Here is a 14,063-nt window from a genome sequence, read left to right as displayed (position 1 = left end):
GGTGCCGGATATCCGTTCAGTAGGCGCCCATGTAATCCTTCTTGCCGATCTCGATGCCGTTGTGACGCAGGATGGCGTACGCGGTCGTCACGTGGAAGAAGAATTGCGGCAACGCATAGGTCAACAGATAAGTCTGGCAGGTGAACTTGCGTTCGTGCGGTGTGCCGGGACGCGTGATGATCTCGCGCGATTCTTGCCCATCGATCCTGGCTGGCGTGGCGGTGTCGAGGAAGGTCAACGCATCGGCCAGCAATTTCTGCAGATCGGCAAACGTTTGCTGGTCGTCCGCGACTTTCGGAATGTCGGTGTTCGACAGACGGGCTGCAGCGCTGCGTGCGAAATCGCAGGCAACCTGAACCTGGCGCAACAGCGCGAACATGTCCGGATACAGACGCGCCTGTAGCAATGCGTTCGGATCGATGTTCTTGGCGGTCGCATGGGCCTCGGCCTTTTTCAGGATGTCGGCGAGGCTGTTGAGCATCTGCTTGTAGACCGGGATGGAAGCAGCGTAAAGGGAAATGGTCATCGTGGTTCCTTGTTTCGGACGTCGTTGGGAAAATGGGCGCTGATGCGGTCGGCGTCGATTATAGGAAGGAATGGGAAACCGTGCTGGCGATGCCGTGTTTCCTGAGGAGAACGACCATCTGCGAGGTTGCTACACAACTGTGGCGAGGAGTTCAGCCGGCAGCGTGATGCACGACATGCGATTGCTGTTGCGCGATGAAACCGTCGAACGCCTGCAATAACGGCGCGAATCTTTCTGCATTGCCCTCCAGTTCCATCAATGCGTGGCAGGTCGCCTCATACGTCGACAGCTGATCGGGATGATGCGCCTTGCGTATCGCGTAATGCGACGCGGGCGGATTGCACAGCGCAAAGCGCGGCAGTTGCTGCAGCAACGGATTGAGATGGAGCATCTTGCGGCTCTTGCGCCAAGTGCCGTCGAGAACGACCAGGCGATGCCGCACGGAATCTGTCGCATGGGTAATCGAATCCTGCGACGGCGACCACTGGCGGTCGTCTAGAACCGCATCGTCCAATGGGTAGAGGAGCAACGGACGAACCGGCCGATCGTTATCGCACCCATTTTCCTCAGGAAGAAATGGTGCGAACAACAGTGCACGCAAAGCGGCATCGTCGAAACGTTCGCCGACGACCAGACGACTGTGCGGGAGGCTCAGATGCAGCAGGCGCGCGCTGCCTTTGGCCTGGTGTTCTTCCATCGGATGCTGCAGGATCAGTACTTCGGTCGTGTGCACAGTCGGCCTGATCCACTGGCAGATACATGCGCTTTGCGGACGCAGGCAAAGTCCGCATTGCAATCGTTTCGGCTGGTCGATCATCGTTTGCGTCCTGTCGTCAAATGGCTGAAAAGCGCTTGGCCAGTTTTTCCTGCCGGAAGTGCTCGACAACGAAATCGACAAACACGCGCGTCTTTGCCGGCAGCAGTTTTTGCGCAGAGAAATAGAGCGAGATCGTGCCCATGTCGACATACCAGTCGGGCAGCACGCGTATCAGTTTTTTGCTGTTCAGGTAGGGCAATGCATGCGGCATCGAAATCAGGGCAATCCCCAATCCGGCTTGCGTTGCCTCGGATGCCGCATCCTGGTCGCTCATCGTCATGCGTGGCCGCAGGGTGAGCGACATCTGTTCGTTGGCGCGATTACGCAACGGCCATGAACGCACGCGGCCGATTTGCGGCGAGCGGATCAGGATGCCGTCGTACTGATCGAGATCGGCGGGTGAACGCGGCATTTTCCGATCTTCAAAATAGTCCGGTGCCGCCACCAGTATGCCGTGTGCCGGACCGAGCGCACGGGCGACCACGCTGGGCGGCAATTCGAAGCCGCCGCCAATCGCGGCATCGAAGCCTTCCGCCACCATGTCGACACGTCGATTATCGAAATGCCAGTCGGGCGTAATGGCCGGATAGCGCTGCAGGAAGTCGGTCAGCAGCGGCACGATGTAGGTACGACCGAAGCTGGATCCCATGCTGATTTTCAGGTTGCCGGCAGGCTGGCCATCGGAGCTGGCCAGATTGGCAACGGCATTCTGGATGGTCGCAAGTCCGTTGCCGACCTCGGCCAGGAAACGTTCGCCGGCCTCGGTCAGTTTCAGGCTGCGCGTGCTGCGCTGGAACAGGCGCACACCGAGGTTCGCTTCCAGCTTCGCCACATTCTTGCCGACGGCGGCGGACGTCAGGCCGAGGCGCCGTGCAGCTTCCGAGAAGCTGCCGGCCTCCGCGCTGCGGACAAAGCATTCAATGCTGTTGAGTGTTTCCATATGAATCCTGCCGTCTTATTTGAAACCAATGGTTTCAACAGAATATAGCAATTACCGTCTAGTAACAACGTAATCCAAGGTGGATACTGGCTTCGTCGTCTCGTTATTCATACTTAAACAACCAAGGAGAAACATCATGGCAAATGCAAACACAAACGTCGCTCAGCAAACCGGACAAAATCTTGCAGGCAAGGTCGCATTCGTGCAGGGTGGTTCGCGCGGCATCGGTGCCGCAATCGCAAGACGTCTTGCACGCGACGGTGCAGCAGTCGCACTGACCTACGTCAGCTCGCCTGACAAGGCAAAGGAAGTCGCAGACAGCATTCAGAAAAACGGCGGCCGCGCGCTGGCAATCAAGGCAGACAGTACGGACGCGACCGCGATCCGCGATGCGATTGCCAAAACGGTGGAAGCATTCGGTCGCATCGACATTCTGGTCAATAACGCCGGCGCGCTGGTGCTGGGCGCGATCGACGAATTGAAACTGGAAGATTTCGATCGCACGATGGATGTCAATGTCCGCAGCGTCTTCATCGCCACGCAGGAAGCCGTGCGTCACATGGGCGATGGCGGACGCATCATCACGATCGGCAGCACCAATGCAGACCGCATGCCGTTCGCCGGCGGCAGCATCTACGCCATGAGCAAATCGGCGATCGTCGGTTTTACCAAAGGCTTGGCGCGCGACCTCGGACCGCGCGGCATCACGGTCAACAATGTGCAACCGGGTCCGGTCGATACCGACATGAATCCTGCAAACGGAGAGTTTGCCGATACCTTGCTCGGTCTGATGGCCGTCAATCGTTACGGTCGCGATGACGAGATCGCCGATTTCGTCGCCTATCTGGCAGGTCCGCAGGCGGGTTACATCACCGGTGCCAGCTTGACGATCGATGGCGGATTCTCGGCCTGATCGATGTTTGTTTTAACGAAGCAGGGCGATGGGACTTGTCGACAATCCCATCGTCTTTAAAAGTTGTCTGGCGGCATCTCATGAAAGTTCATCCATTGAAACTTGCGATTCACTGCCTATACTGAATTCACCAAGTTGAATCCACAACGGGTCATGGAAGGAGTCGGTCATGAGACACAGACTTTATTATTTTCTTCCCGATATACACAGTGCACGGCGCGCATTCGACAACATGCTGCTTAGCCGTGTCGAACAGCGACATATCCGTTTTCTTTCCAGCGCCACGCCGATCCCTCCCGATTTGCCGGAAGCCGGTTTTCTTCTCCGCACAGATGTCCTTCATGGCGCCGCCAACGGCATGATCGCCGGGGGAATTCTCGGCATGGTACTGGGTGCAATATTGATTGGTTATGCAGAACTGGGCGAGGCGACCATCTTGTTGACGACATTGATGGGACTTCTGTTCGGTGCCTGGGCATCAAGCATGGCCGCGGCTGCGCTGCCGAATTCGCGCCTGAAAGAATTCATGCCTGAAATGGAAAGAGGAAAAATCCTGATGGTCACCGACATACCCGCACATCGCGTCGGCGAGATAGAAAAGATGTTGAGGGAACGGCATCCGGAATTGCGTTTCGGCGGTGAAGAGTCGCATGTTCCGGTTTTTCCGTAACGATTTTATGAATTTGTCGTGAAGGTGGCAATCCGGAACGAAATGAAACAACGGCGATAGCTGCAGCCGGTGGCAGCGGTTGCCGGTGCATGAAGATGCACGAGATGCTTGAGCCGGCAATCGTTTGACGGAGGTTGATATGGAACTCATGCATTCGCATCGATGGGAACGGCGTGTGCCGGACTGGAAGGTGGCAGCGGTTTCCGGCTTCGTCGCAGGCGCCGTGTTGATGGTGCTGGAATTGTTGTGGGCAACGCTGGCCGGCGATGGCAATCCGTGGCTGGCCTCGCACATGGTTGCGGCAATCGTGATGGGGCCGGATGTTCTGCAATCGGTGGACTTCAGCCTGCCGATCGTCATCGTGGCACTGGTCACACACTACATTCTTGGTATTGCCTTCGGCCTGATCCTGGCCGGCATCATCGTGCCGTACAGGCTCGATTCCAGCATCGGCATGGTGCTTGTGACCGGTGCGGTATTCGGCCTCGTGCTTTACCTGTTCAATTTCTACGGCATGGTCCGCATGTTCGAATGGTTTGCAGAAATGCGCGGTGCAGCGACATTCGTCGCGCACCTGATTTTCGGCATGGTCGCAGCAGTCATGTACTGGAAACTGGAACAACCGCTACGGTGAACGTCGTGCAAGACGGGGGCGATCGCGAGGTCGTCCCTTTTTTTGTTATCTCTCTGCGTTCTTCCCACTTTCGGTGTTCTTGTCAGCCGTGCATCGAATGCACGATGTCACCTTTTGTCACATGGATGTCATGCCGAAGTCATAGTTGTCATCAATAATTTCCGCAAGTCAATAATCAACCGGATTCAAGTTCCTCGAAGCGGAACACCGCGTTGCCCGATTTGAAGGAAACAGCATGACCATCCGTTTGCGCATCAGCCTGCTCGTCATTCTCACATTCATCGTCATCTCGGCCATCGGCTCGTATGCCGTTTTCCAGTCGCGCGGCAGCGCAGTGGAGGTGAAATCGGTCACCGAAGGCGTCGTTCCAAGCGTGCTGGCTTCGTCCGATCTGGTCGGCAAGTTGAAAGACGTGCAACTGGCCGCGATGGTGATGGTCAGCGAAACGGACAACAATCTGGTGCCGCAGGAAAACGAAAAGCTGGGTGCGAAAAAAGCCGCCTTGCAGGAAGCGCTCGACTTCCAGTTGAAGCATGCCGACGGCATTGCGCAACTCGGTCTCGTCGATCAGGCGAAGGAGAGTCTGGACAATTACTTCGATGCGATTGACGGTGTTGCCAAATTCAAGCTGGCTGGCAGGGACGATGTTGCGCAGGCGACTTTCTTCGGTGGCGTGGTGCAGTATCAGACCGAGCTGGAGGGCATAGTCGATACCTTGCGCATCGAAAAGAACCGCGGCAAGGACGTCGCGATTGAATCGCTGAATAACAATCTGGCGACGACCAGCACCGCGATCGCGGTCGTTTCCGCCATGGCGGTCGTTCTGCTGACCTTCATCGGCTTCATGCTGTATCGCCAGATCACCGGCCCGATCAGCCGCATGCAGACGATGATGAGCGAGATCGCGTCCAGCCAGGACTTTACACGTCGCCTGCCGGTGCAGCGCATGGATGAAGTCGGTCATTCGATCGTCGCCTTCAACGGCATGATCGAGAAGATCCAGGAAGCATCCGCGCAACTCAAGCAGAAAACCGCCGACATGCAGGCCATGCTGCAGAACATTCCGCAAGGCATCCTGACCATCGTCGATGGCAACAAGGTGCATCCGGAATACTCGGCCTTCCTCGAAACCGTGTTCGAAACCCGGGATGTCGCCGGGCGCGACCTGATGGAACTGGTGTTTGCCGATACCAGTCTGGGTGCCGACACGCTGTCGCAGATCGAGGCGATCGGTGGCGCCTGCATCGGCGAAGACGTGATGAACTTCACCTTCAACGAACATTTGATGGTCGGCGAAGTCGAGAAGAAAATGGCAGACGGTCGTGTCAAGATTCTTGACCTGAGCTGGTCGCCGATCACCGACGAAGCCGATACCGTCATCCGTCTGATGCTGTGCGTGCGCGACGTCACCGAACTGCGCAAACTGGCTGCCGAAGCCAACGAACAGAAACGCGAACTGGAAATGATCGGCGAAATCCTTGCGATCAGCGCCGGCAAGTTCCAGGAATTCATTGCAACCTCGCGCCGCTTCATTGACGAGAACGAACAGATTGTGCGCCAGAATCCGGAAGCAACTGCTTTCGCCATCGCCAAACTGTTCCGCAACATGCACACCATCAAGGGCAATGGTCGCACCTACGGCATGCTGCATCTGGCGAATATCGTTCATGCTGCAGAACAGCATTACGACGACCTGCGCCATCCGGAAACCGGCGCGATCTGGGACCAGGAATATCTGTTGAACGAGCTGACCGCCGTGCGCGAAACGATCGATCGTTACGCCCGCATCAACGAAGTCACGCTGGGTCGCCAAGGCGTCGTGCAATCCGGTGCGACCGAACACCACACATTGACGATCGACCGCAAACACATCCAGGAAAGCCTGCATCGTCTGGAGACCGTCAACACCTCGAACCTGCATGAACTGGTCGCCGTGCGCGATGCCGTCCGCAAGACGCTGCGCCTGCTCGGCACCGAATCGATTTCCGATACGCTGGCCGGCATCACCGATTCGCTGCCTGCACTCGCCGAAGATCTCGGCAAGGCAGTGCCTGTCATCGCTATCGAAGATAACGGTTATGTCGTGCATACGCATGCTTCGCCGATGCTGAAAAACGTCTTCATGCACCTGATCCGCAACGCAATGGATCACGGCCTGGAAGCGGCAGAAGAGCGCGTCGCTCACGGCAAGCCGGAGGCAGGCGTCATCAAGCTGGAAGTCGGCGTGATGGACGGCATGGCACACATGGCCTTGTCGGACGACGGTCGCGGGCTGGCGTTGGCGCGTATTCGCCAGACTGCACGCGAGAAGAATCTGATTGCCGCCGATGTGATGCCGACCGATGCGGAACTGGCACGTCTGATCCTGCAGCCGGGATTTTCGACGCGCAACGAGGTGACGGATGTGTCGGGACGCGGTGTGGGCATGGATGCGGTGCTGGATTTTGTCACACGTGAGCAGGGACAGATCGACATTCGTTTTACCGACAAGGCGGAAGGTGCGGATTTTCGCAGCTTCCAGGTGATCGTGATGCTGCCGGAACGCGTACTGGTCGAAGTCGATGGCATCGATGTGCCTTATCCGGTCGGCGGCCATGAGCAACAGGGCGTTGCCAATACAGCGGGTCTGGCACAGGCTGGCAGCGATCCGCGCGCGGCTTGATCAGTCGGTCGGAGCAGGGCCGCCGGAAAGCATTTGCGGCATTGGCAGCACATATCGTTAACGGAAACGGATTTTCATGGTGTTGGATTCAATTTTATTTTTTGTACTTGGCCTTGTGCTGGCCGGTGTGCCGCTGTTGTGGAAGAACAGGCGACTGACGTCGCGCATCGCGCGCATGATTGATATCGACCAGGTGGAAGCGCTGAAGAACAGCCTGCATCTGACGATGGAAGAGCAGCAACGGGATTTCGACCACAGGCAACAGGAGGTGGACGACGAACGGCTTGCAAGTGATCAGCGCATCGAACAGATGCGCGAAAAGAACACGCAACTGATCCTGCAACTGAATGCGAAGAACGAGGAAAGCACAGCGCGTGTGATGGAAAACTGCAATGCCTCGCAGGAAACCATCGGCAACCTGATGGGCCTGATGCGCACCTTCGAGCGCTGGCACGACGACATGAACGTGCTGATCACGCACAATCGCGACATGCATCGCAAGAACGACGAGTTCGCGCTGATCGTCAATCAAGTCATCATCGTCGCGCTCAACGCCTCCATTGAAGCGGCGCGCGCCGGTGTGCACGGCCGCGGTTTTGCCGTGGTGGCGGCGGAAGTGCGCGATCTTGCGCAACGCGCTGAAGCGCTGTCGAAAAGTTATCGCAGCAGTCTTTATCAGAACGACCTGATCACGACCACGACATTTCAGGATTTGCAGGCGGGCGGCAAGATGATCGTCGGTGCCGTCATTGGCCTGGATCTGATCAACAAGAGAACCCGCGAAGCGCTGGCGGCCTGATTGCATCGTTGCGCATCATTTCAAATCACTTCATCAAGTCATGATCAGTTCATCTGCCAGGGACGGGTTCGATACGCTGTTGACGCAGGCACTCAAGGGCAGCCTTGTGCAGTCAGGAGCATCGTGCGATGTATCGATTCTGTCCAACGTCACCGCCATTGACGAAAAGAAAATGGTCGTACTGACCGTGTCATCCTATCTGTTCCGCCTGATGGTGATGTTTTACTTCACGCCGGATGCGGCAACGAAGGAATATTTCGCTCGCCTGAACAACGTCAGCGCAGCCGACATGAGCGAACAGTCGTTCATGGATGCGATCGCCGAATGCGGCAATCTGTGCTGCGGCATTCTCAATCGTGATCTCGGTAACTTCTTCCCGCATATCGGCATGTCGACGCCGAACGTGATCGACCGGCACTGTGCATCCTATCTGCAGATGCTCGACTGCGGACATGTACAGCACTTTGCCATCGATATCGACCAGGCGCCGCGCTTCCATGTGACGCTGTGTGTGTCCGATTATGCGGAGATCGACTTCAGCGTCTCCGCGGCGGAGATGAATGGCAACACTGGCGAACTGGAATTGTTTTAATCATTTAATTCGAGAGAAGAGAAAAAATCATGGCGCAAATCCTGGTAGTCGACGACTCAAGTACCGTCCGCGCAGAAGTGGGCGATTTCCTCAAGAAGAATGGTCTGGATGTTGCCCTGGCGGTGGATGGCCGTGACGGCTTGACCAAGCTGAAAGGCGACCCAGGCATCAAACTGGTGGTGTCGGACGTCAACATGCCGAACATGGACGGACTGACGATGGCAGAAAAGATTCGCAGTGAACTGGGTAACGCCGGCGTCAACATCATCATGCTGACAACGGAAAACTCGCCGATCATGAAAGAGCGCGGCAAGGCGGCCGGCATCAAGGGCTGGATTGTCAAACCGTTCAAGGGCGATGCAGTGTTGCTGACATTCAAGAAACTGGTTGGCTTTTGACGCCATCGGCGTTGGCGCTTGACGGCTTGAGCGTTGCATGCAATCGCCACGACGTGGCATTGCGATGAAAATTATGCACGCATAAGAAGTGCTTCACAGGCTACGATTTCACATCGGCACAACCGATATCACATGGCCGGAATCGATTTTTCCGGCATCCGTCTTCCCACCCGAAAATCGGACAGCAGCCGGGCAGCATCTTGCCCGGCGACTGCATTTGTCAGCCGGCCTTGTCCGGCAATAAATGCAACAATGGACGCGTTGTATTCCGCTGCAATTTGCAGACTCAATTGCAATCAAGCTGGATGTGCACGCGGCCATTCCTTTCACCTGACAATCCGAAACGGAACATTCATGAGCGCCATTCTTTCGAGCACATCTTCCGGCGAACGCACGCAGCTGGAAGACGGCATTTACGCCAAGGTCACCTTGCGGCTGCTGCCGTTCCTCTTTCTCTGCTACGTTGCCGCCTATCTGGATCGCGTCAACGTCGGTTTTGCCAAGTTGCAGATGCTGAACGATCTGCAGTTCAGCGAAACGGTATATGGCCTGGGCGCCGGCATCTTTTTCATCGGTTATTTCCTGTTCGAGGTACCGAGCAACATCATCATGCATCGTGTCGGCGCACGTGTCTGGATCGCACGCATCATGATTACCTGGTCGATCCTGTCGGCAGCGACGATGTTCGTCACGACACCGACGATGTTTTACGTGATCCGCTTTCTGCTTGGTGTGGCGGAAGCCGGGTTTTTTCCGGGCATCGTGCTGTATTTGACTTACTGGTTTCCGACATCGCGCCGCAGCCGCATGAACGCGCTGTTCATGATCGGCATTCCGGTCGCCGGTGTGGTCGGTGGTCCGCTTTCCGGCTGGATCATGAATGCGTTCGCCAATGTGCACGGCTGGCATGGATGGCAATGGCTGTTCCTGCTGGAGGCCGTGCCATCGCTGGTGCTGGGCGTCATGACTTTGTTCTATCTGCCGAACAGCATTCGCGCCTCCCACTGGCTGTTGGACGATGAAAAGAAAGTGCTGGAAGAGAACATTGCGCAGGATGTGGGCAGCGACAAATCGCATTCAATCGCCAGCGTGTTCTCGAATCCGAAAGTGTGGTTGATGGCGGCCATCTACTTCTGCTGCATGATGGGGTTGTACGGCATCAGCTTTTATCTGCCGACGCTGGTCAAGGCATCCGGCGTCAAGGATGCGCTGGACGTCGGCCTGCTGACGGCAATTCCCTATACCTGCGGCGTGATCGCCACATTGCTGGTGGCGCGCAGCGCGGATCGCATGCGTGAACGTCGCTGGCACTTTGCGATCGCCAGTGCGCTGGGCGGCCTCGGGCTGTATCTCAGCACGGTCTATGGCGATAATGTCGTTCTGGCGCTGTGCGCACTGTCGCTTGGCACGGCAGGCATGTTGTCGACCATGCCGGTGTTCTGGACGTATCCGAGCGCGATCCTGAGCGGCGCGGCCGCGGCAGCCGGCATCGGCCTGATCAATTCGGTCGGTAATCTTGCCGGTTTTGTCAGCCCGTCGATTGTCGGCTGGTTGAAGGACGTAACGAACAGCACGAATGCAGGCATGTATTTCGTCGCGGGCGCGTTGGTGATCGGTGCCGGTCTGGCGTTGCTGCAGCCGCGTGAACTGGTGAATCGATAACGACGTTGCAATGTTCGTTCTGCATCGTTCGTGACAAGGATGAAATGAGGCGATGACGCAGGATTTGTTTGGCGACATGACTGACGATCGGCGTACAGGAAGAGAGCTCTTGTGCGCCGACGCTGTTTTGCTGCGCGGCTTTGCAACGCAGGATGCGCCCGCCATTCTGGAAGCGGTAGCGCAGGTGGCGGCGCAAGCGCCGTTTCGCCAGATGACGACGCCCGGCGGGTTTCGAATGTCGGTCGCGATGACCAATTGCGGACCGCTCGGCTGGGTAACGGATCGGCGCGGTTATCGTTATGCATCGCGCGATCCGGTCAGCGATCTTCCATGGCCGGCGATGCCGGAGGTTTTACAGTCGCTTGCGCAACGTGCGGCGGCGCAAGCGGGATTCGATTACTTCATGCCGGATGCATGCCTGATCAATCGTTATGAACCTGGTGCGCGCATGTCGCTGCATCAGGACAAGGATGAACCGGACTTCAGTCAGCCGATCGTTTCGATATCGCTCGGGTTGCCGGCGATATTCCTGTTTGGCGGATTGCGTCGGGAAGACAAGCCATTGCGTATGCCGTTGCTGCATGGCGATGCGGTTGTCTGGGGAGGAAGTGCGAGATTGCGGTATCACGGCATCACGCCGTTGAAACAGGGCAGCCACCCGTTGACAGGCGACTGCCGGGTCAATCTCACATTTCGCAAGGCGTCATGAGAATCAGGTAGAGTCAGGCGCATGGGCAGGTTTTATGCACCTTTCGACATGTTTGAATACTCGCTCAATATCTGAGCATTCGTTCAAATTTGGACCGTGGTGCTTTTTATGCACAGCCACCGTCCGTCATCGCGCTTTTCGCCGCAGTCGTGATTTCTTCCGGCGTCATGTCTTTCACGTGCGTGGCAATCGACCATGCATGGCCGAACGGATCTTCGACAATGCCGTAGCGATCGCCCCAAAAGGTATTTTCCAAAGGCATCTTGACGGTCGCGCCGGCTTCGATCGCCTGCTTGAACGCGGCGTCAGCATCCTTGACGTAGAGATGCAACGTGACGGATGTCCCCTTGCGCGCCTTTGGGCCGAGGGAACCGTAATCGGGGAATTCGTCGACCAGCATCACGGGGGAATCGCCGATGCGAACCATCGCGTGCCAGATCTTGCCGTCGGGACCAGGCAATCTGGCGGCTTCGACAGCGTTGAATGCCTTGACGTAGAACGCGATGGCAGCGGCTGCGTCGGCGCAGACTAGATGCGGAGTGACCGAATGCATGCCGTCCGGGATCGGCTTGACTGCAGGTGTGCTCATGAATTGTCTCCTTGGGTATGTCTGTTGTTGAAAGTAGTACGGTGTGGCATGCAAGTGGTTTCGTATCGTTCGACCAGCCGAAGCAGGGCCTGCATTTCGCGCTGATCACGTTCGGAAGTGACCGACGACCATAATTCGTCGAACCGGAAAATCCATTGTCGGTAAACTTCTTCCGAAACCGGTGGAAAAGCCGGTTTCAGAATGCGCCCGGTTTCTGTCTGCATGACTGGCATGGGAGTGCGGGAGCGTTCAGGGCTTCAGGTCGAATTGGGCCTTGCCGCTTTCCATCTCAAACGGTGCGGAAAAATGCTCATGAGCGATACGCCATTGACCGTCTTCGCGGCGATGACAGCTGGTGCCGCGCATCCATGATGTTTTCTGGTTGCCGTCCTGATCGGTGCCTCCGCAATTGACGAGAAAATGGCTGAAGGCGACGTCTTCGTCGGCGGTGGTTTTTACCTGGTCGATCCTGAACACCATCGGCCCGGTGCACATCTCCATGCACGCTGCCCAGTGTTTGCCGTAGGCTTCGGCTCCCTTGAATTGAAGCGTCCCGATCGCATCGAAAGCGACAACGTCGGATGCGTAGTGCGACATGATTTTCTTCACGTCGCGGGTGCCGACGTCCTGTGCCCAGCCATCGAGGGCGGCGCAAACTTCGGCTTCTGCTGCGGTACTGCTGACAGTCTGATTCATGGTGTTTCTCCTTTGAAATCAAATGTTGTGTACAGTGTTCGCGAATATTACGACAGATAGTGTACGCTGTACACAATTATTAAAAATGACAAAGAAAATGGTTGTTCCCAAACGAGAAACCTATCGCCACGGCGATTTGCGCCGGGCTTTGCTGGAGGCGGGAACAAGACTGGCGAAGGCAGGCGGGCCCACCGCGGTGGTGCTGCGGGAAGCAACACGGCAGGCTGGCGTTGCGCCGAATGCCGCGTACCGTCACTTTGCCGATCGCGATGCCTTATTGCAGGCGGTTTGCTCCGCGGCGCAGGCCGAACTGGCACTGGCCATCGAAGCGGAATGGGCGAGCTGTCCGACCACCGGTAAACCCGCCGATATCGCGCGTGCGCATTTGCGTGCGGTGGGGACCGGTTACCTGCGATTTGCACGCGCCGAGCCCGGTTTGTTTCGCACGGCGTTTTCGGTGCATGAGGATTTGCAGAAGGCGACGATTCCGGAAATGGCAGGCAAAAGCGGTCTGACGCCGTTTCAATTGTTGACGCGTGCACTGGATGAGATGTGCGAAGCGGGTGTCTTGTTGGCGGAGCGGCGCTTCGGTGCGGAATTTCTTGCCTGGTCGGCCGTACACGGATTGTCGATGTTGCTGATCGACGGGCCGTTACGCGTCCTCAATGACGAACAGGCGGAGGGAATCGGCGCGCAATTGCTGGAGATGGTGGAGCGCGGCTTGCCGCAACCGGACAAGTGAAGCGGTAACTGAAACCAGTACGTCTGAAGGTGGAGGCCGGATCGTTATCGAACTCTGACTATCTCTGGCGCAACGGATCGAGCAAATGACGCAAGGCGTTGTGATCGAGCTCGTACATCAGCGCGAGCAGCGTGCCCAGTTCGCCTTTCGGAAAACCTTCGCGCGCAAACCAGCCGAGATAATGCCCGGGCAGATCGGCCAGCATTCGTCCCTTGTATTTACCATAGGGCATGGGGAAGCTAACGAGTTTTTGCAGATGATCGGGATGCATGCGGTTTCCGGTCGCGCTTTTATGACATGCATTCTAAAATGCGCACGGCCTTGCCGGATGATTTTCTAAAAGGCCGTACTTTTCATATGCAATCGGCTTCGTTCATTCGGCATTTGCAAAACGTCAGTCTCACAAGAAACAAAATGCCGATATAATGAGAATCATTGTTATTTAACCTGAATTGTTATTCGTGAACCTCTCCGAACTCTCTCCCTTCACACCTGCAGTAGTCGATACCGTTACCGGTCTGGACAGCAGCGATCCGATTGCAAAACGCCTGCGCGAACTCGGCTTTGTCGAAGGCGAGCCGGTGCGCATCGTGGCGCGCGGTCCGATCGGCGCCGATCCGTTGCTGGTGCAGATCGGCTTCACGCGATTCGCATTGCGCCGATCCGAAGCGGAGCGCGTCAACATACATCCGGCATGAGTCCCGCATAACAGCA

18 protein-coding genes are annotated in these 14,063 nt (G+C 56.8%); 11 read left to right on the top strand and 7 right to left on the bottom strand.

Annotation, left to right across the window (positions count from 1 at the left end; genetic code table 11):
* Nucleotides 1-16: 16 nt before the first annotated feature.
* The 3 genes from VN114_RS03375 to VN114_RS03365 form a co-directional block, all read right to left on the bottom strand.
* A complete protein-coding gene (locus VN114_RS03375; RefSeq protein WP_325511988.1) occupies nt 17-526 on the bottom strand; it encodes a DUF1993 domain-containing protein in 510 nt (169 codons plus the stop codon).
* Nucleotides 527-677: 151 nt separating this feature from the next.
* The gene (locus VN114_RS03370; protein ID WP_325511986.1) at nt 678-1,343 is read right to left on the bottom strand and encodes a tRNA-uridine aminocarboxypropyltransferase; all 666 of its coding nucleotides are present in this window, start codon (nt 1,341-1,343) and stop codon (nt 678-680) included.
* A gap of 16 nt (nt 1,344-1,359) precedes the next feature.
* Nucleotides 1,360-2,283, bottom strand: a complete 924-nt coding sequence (locus VN114_RS03365) for a LysR family transcriptional regulator (RefSeq protein WP_325511984.1) — start codon at nt 2,281-2,283, stop codon at nt 1,360-1,362.
* Between the two features lie 136 nt (nt 2,284-2,419).
* Between VN114_RS03365 and VN114_RS03360 the strand changes: the two genes are divergently transcribed.
* The 7 genes from VN114_RS03360 to VN114_RS03330 all read left to right on the top strand — a co-directional run bounded on the left by VN114_RS03360 (nt 2,420) and on the right by VN114_RS03330 (nt 8,951).
* Nucleotides 2,420-3,196: a 3-oxoacyl-ACP reductase family protein gene (locus VN114_RS03360; RefSeq protein WP_325511983.1), complete on the top strand. Its 777-nt coding sequence runs from the start codon at nt 2,420-2,422 to the stop codon at nt 3,194-3,196.
* 169 nt (nt 3,197-3,365) lie between these two features.
* On the top strand, nt 3,366-3,866 hold the full coding sequence (locus tag VN114_RS03355) for a DUF1269 domain-containing protein (protein WP_325511981.1): 501 nt from the start codon (nt 3,366-3,368) through the stop codon (nt 3,864-3,866).
* Between the two features lie 139 nt (nt 3,867-4,005).
* Nucleotides 4,006-4,500, top strand: a complete 495-nt coding sequence (locus VN114_RS03350) for a hypothetical protein (RefSeq protein WP_325511979.1) — start codon at nt 4,006-4,008, stop codon at nt 4,498-4,500.
* A gap of 235 nt (nt 4,501-4,735) precedes the next feature.
* The gene (locus VN114_RS03345; protein WP_325511978.1) at nt 4,736-7,162 is read left to right on the top strand and encodes an Hpt domain-containing protein; all 2,427 of its coding nucleotides are present in this window, start codon (nt 4,736-4,738) and stop codon (nt 7,160-7,162) included.
* A gap of 79 nt (nt 7,163-7,241) precedes the next feature.
* On the top strand, nt 7,242-7,961 hold the full coding sequence (locus VN114_RS03340; protein ID WP_325512019.1) for a methyl-accepting chemotaxis protein: 720 nt from the start codon (nt 7,242-7,244) through the stop codon (nt 7,959-7,961).
* Between the two features lie 40 nt (nt 7,962-8,001).
* Complete coding sequence (locus VN114_RS03335; RefSeq protein WP_325511976.1) at nt 8,002-8,553, top strand: hypothetical protein; 552 nt, start codon at nt 8,002-8,004, stop codon at nt 8,551-8,553.
* Nucleotides 8,554-8,582: 29 nt separating this feature from the next.
* Nucleotides 8,583-8,951 (top strand): response regulator, encoded by a 369-nt coding sequence (locus tag VN114_RS03330; RefSeq protein ID WP_325511974.1) that lies wholly within the window; start codon nt 8,583-8,585, stop codon nt 8,949-8,951.
* Nucleotides 8,952-9,079: 128 nt separating this feature from the next.
* Here VN114_RS03330 and VN114_RS03325 read toward each other — a convergent pair whose 3' ends face one another.
* Nucleotides 9,080-9,241: a hypothetical protein gene (locus VN114_RS03325; RefSeq protein WP_325511972.1), complete on the bottom strand. Its 162-nt coding sequence runs from the start codon at nt 9,239-9,241 to the stop codon at nt 9,080-9,082.
* Nucleotides 9,242-9,305: 64 nt separating this feature from the next.
* Between VN114_RS03325 and VN114_RS03320 the strand changes: the two genes are divergently transcribed.
* Both VN114_RS03320 and alkB read left to right on the top strand, forming a co-directional pair.
* On the top strand, nt 9,306-10,613 hold the full coding sequence (locus tag VN114_RS03320; RefSeq protein WP_325511970.1) for an MFS transporter: 1,308 nt from the start codon (nt 9,306-9,308) through the stop codon (nt 10,611-10,613).
* A 52-nt stretch (nt 10,614-10,665) separates the two neighbouring features.
* The gene (gene alkB / locus VN114_RS03315) at nt 10,666-11,322 is read left to right on the top strand and encodes a DNA oxidative demethylase AlkB (protein ID WP_325511968.1); all 657 of its coding nucleotides are present in this window, start codon (nt 10,666-10,668) and stop codon (nt 11,320-11,322) included.
* A gap of 106 nt (nt 11,323-11,428) precedes the next feature.
* Here the strand turns inward: alkB and VN114_RS03310 are convergent, their stop codons facing one another.
* On the bottom strand, nt 11,429-11,911 hold the full coding sequence (locus VN114_RS03310) for a VOC family protein (protein ID WP_325511966.1): 483 nt from the start codon (nt 11,909-11,911) through the stop codon (nt 11,429-11,431).
* Between the two features lie 249 nt (nt 11,912-12,160).
* Nucleotides 12,161-12,607 carry a YybH family protein gene (locus VN114_RS03305; protein ID WP_325511964.1) on the bottom strand — a complete coding sequence of 149 codons (447 nt, stop codon included), beginning with the start codon at nt 12,605-12,607 and terminating at the stop codon, nt 12,161-12,163.
* A 97-nt stretch (nt 12,608-12,704) separates the two neighbouring features.
* On the opposite strand from VN114_RS03305, the gene VN114_RS03300 reads away from it, so the two are divergent.
* The gene (locus VN114_RS03300) at nt 12,705-13,349 is read left to right on the top strand and encodes a TetR/AcrR family transcriptional regulator (RefSeq protein ID WP_325511962.1); all 645 of its coding nucleotides are present in this window, start codon (nt 12,705-12,707) and stop codon (nt 13,347-13,349) included.
* 58 nt (nt 13,350-13,407) lie between these two features.
* On the opposite strand, the gene VN114_RS03295 is transcribed toward VN114_RS03300, so the two are convergent.
* Nucleotides 13,408-13,620, bottom strand: a complete 213-nt coding sequence (locus tag VN114_RS03295) for a DUF3820 family protein (protein WP_325511960.1) — start codon at nt 13,618-13,620, stop codon at nt 13,408-13,410.
* A gap of 190 nt (nt 13,621-13,810) precedes the next feature.
* Between VN114_RS03295 and VN114_RS03290 the strand changes: the two genes are divergently transcribed.
* The gene (locus VN114_RS03290; protein ID WP_325511958.1) at nt 13,811-14,047 is read left to right on the top strand and encodes a FeoA family protein; all 237 of its coding nucleotides are present in this window, start codon (nt 13,811-13,813) and stop codon (nt 14,045-14,047) included.
* Nucleotides 14,048-14,063 lie beyond the last annotated feature (16 nt).

This window comes from Oxalicibacterium sp. (assembly GCF_035565035.1).
GTDB lineage: Bacteria > Pseudomonadota > Gammaproteobacteria > Burkholderiales > Burkholderiaceae_D > Oxalicibacterium.
The sequence above is the reverse complement of the archived record's forward strand: the minus strand, read 5'-3'. Positions and strand labels throughout refer to the sequence as shown.

Excerpts from the sequence above, each read along its gene's own strand:
- VN114_RS03375 (WP_325511988.1), bottom strand. The coding sequence starts at position 526 with ATGACCATTTCCCTTTACGCTGCTTCCATCCCGGTCTACAAGCAGATG.
- VN114_RS03370 (WP_325511986.1), bottom strand. The coding sequence starts at position 1,343 with ATGATCGACCAGCCGAAACGATTGCAATGCGGACTTTGCCTGCGTCCG.
- VN114_RS03365 (WP_325511984.1), bottom strand. The coding sequence starts at position 2,283 with ATGGAAACACTCAACAGCATTGAATGCTTTGTCCGCAGCGCGGAGGCC.
- VN114_RS03360 (WP_325511983.1), top strand. The coding sequence starts at position 2,420 with ATGGCAAATGCAAACACAAACGTCGCTCAGCAAACCGGACAAAATCTT.
- VN114_RS03355 (WP_325511981.1), top strand. The coding sequence starts at position 3,366 with ATGAGACACAGACTTTATTATTTTCTTCCCGATATACACAGTGCACGG.
- VN114_RS03350 (WP_325511979.1), top strand. The coding sequence starts at position 4,006 with ATGGAACTCATGCATTCGCATCGATGGGAACGGCGTGTGCCGGACTGG.
- VN114_RS03345 (WP_325511978.1), top strand. The coding sequence starts at position 4,736 with ATGACCATCCGTTTGCGCATCAGCCTGCTCGTCATTCTCACATTCATC.
- VN114_RS03335 (WP_325511976.1), top strand. The coding sequence starts at position 8,002 with ATGATCAGTTCATCTGCCAGGGACGGGTTCGATACGCTGTTGACGCAG.
- VN114_RS03330 (WP_325511974.1), top strand. The coding sequence starts at position 8,583 with ATGGCGCAAATCCTGGTAGTCGACGACTCAAGTACCGTCCGCGCAGAA.
- VN114_RS03320 (WP_325511970.1), top strand. The coding sequence starts at position 9,306 with ATGAGCGCCATTCTTTCGAGCACATCTTCCGGCGAACGCACGCAGCTG.
- alkB (WP_325511968.1), top strand. The coding sequence starts at position 10,666 with ATGACGCAGGATTTGTTTGGCGACATGACTGACGATCGGCGTACAGGA.
- VN114_RS03310 (WP_325511966.1), bottom strand. The coding sequence starts at position 11,911 with ATGAGCACACCTGCAGTCAAGCCGATCCCGGACGGCATGCATTCGGTC.
- VN114_RS03305 (WP_325511964.1), bottom strand. The coding sequence starts at position 12,607 with ATGAATCAGACTGTCAGCAGTACCGCAGCAGAAGCCGAAGTTTGCGCC.
- VN114_RS03300 (WP_325511962.1), top strand. The coding sequence starts at position 12,705 with ATGGTTGTTCCCAAACGAGAAACCTATCGCCACGGCGATTTGCGCCGG.
- VN114_RS03295 (WP_325511960.1), bottom strand. The coding sequence starts at position 13,620 with ATGCATCCCGATCATCTGCAAAAACTCGTTAGCTTCCCCATGCCCTAT.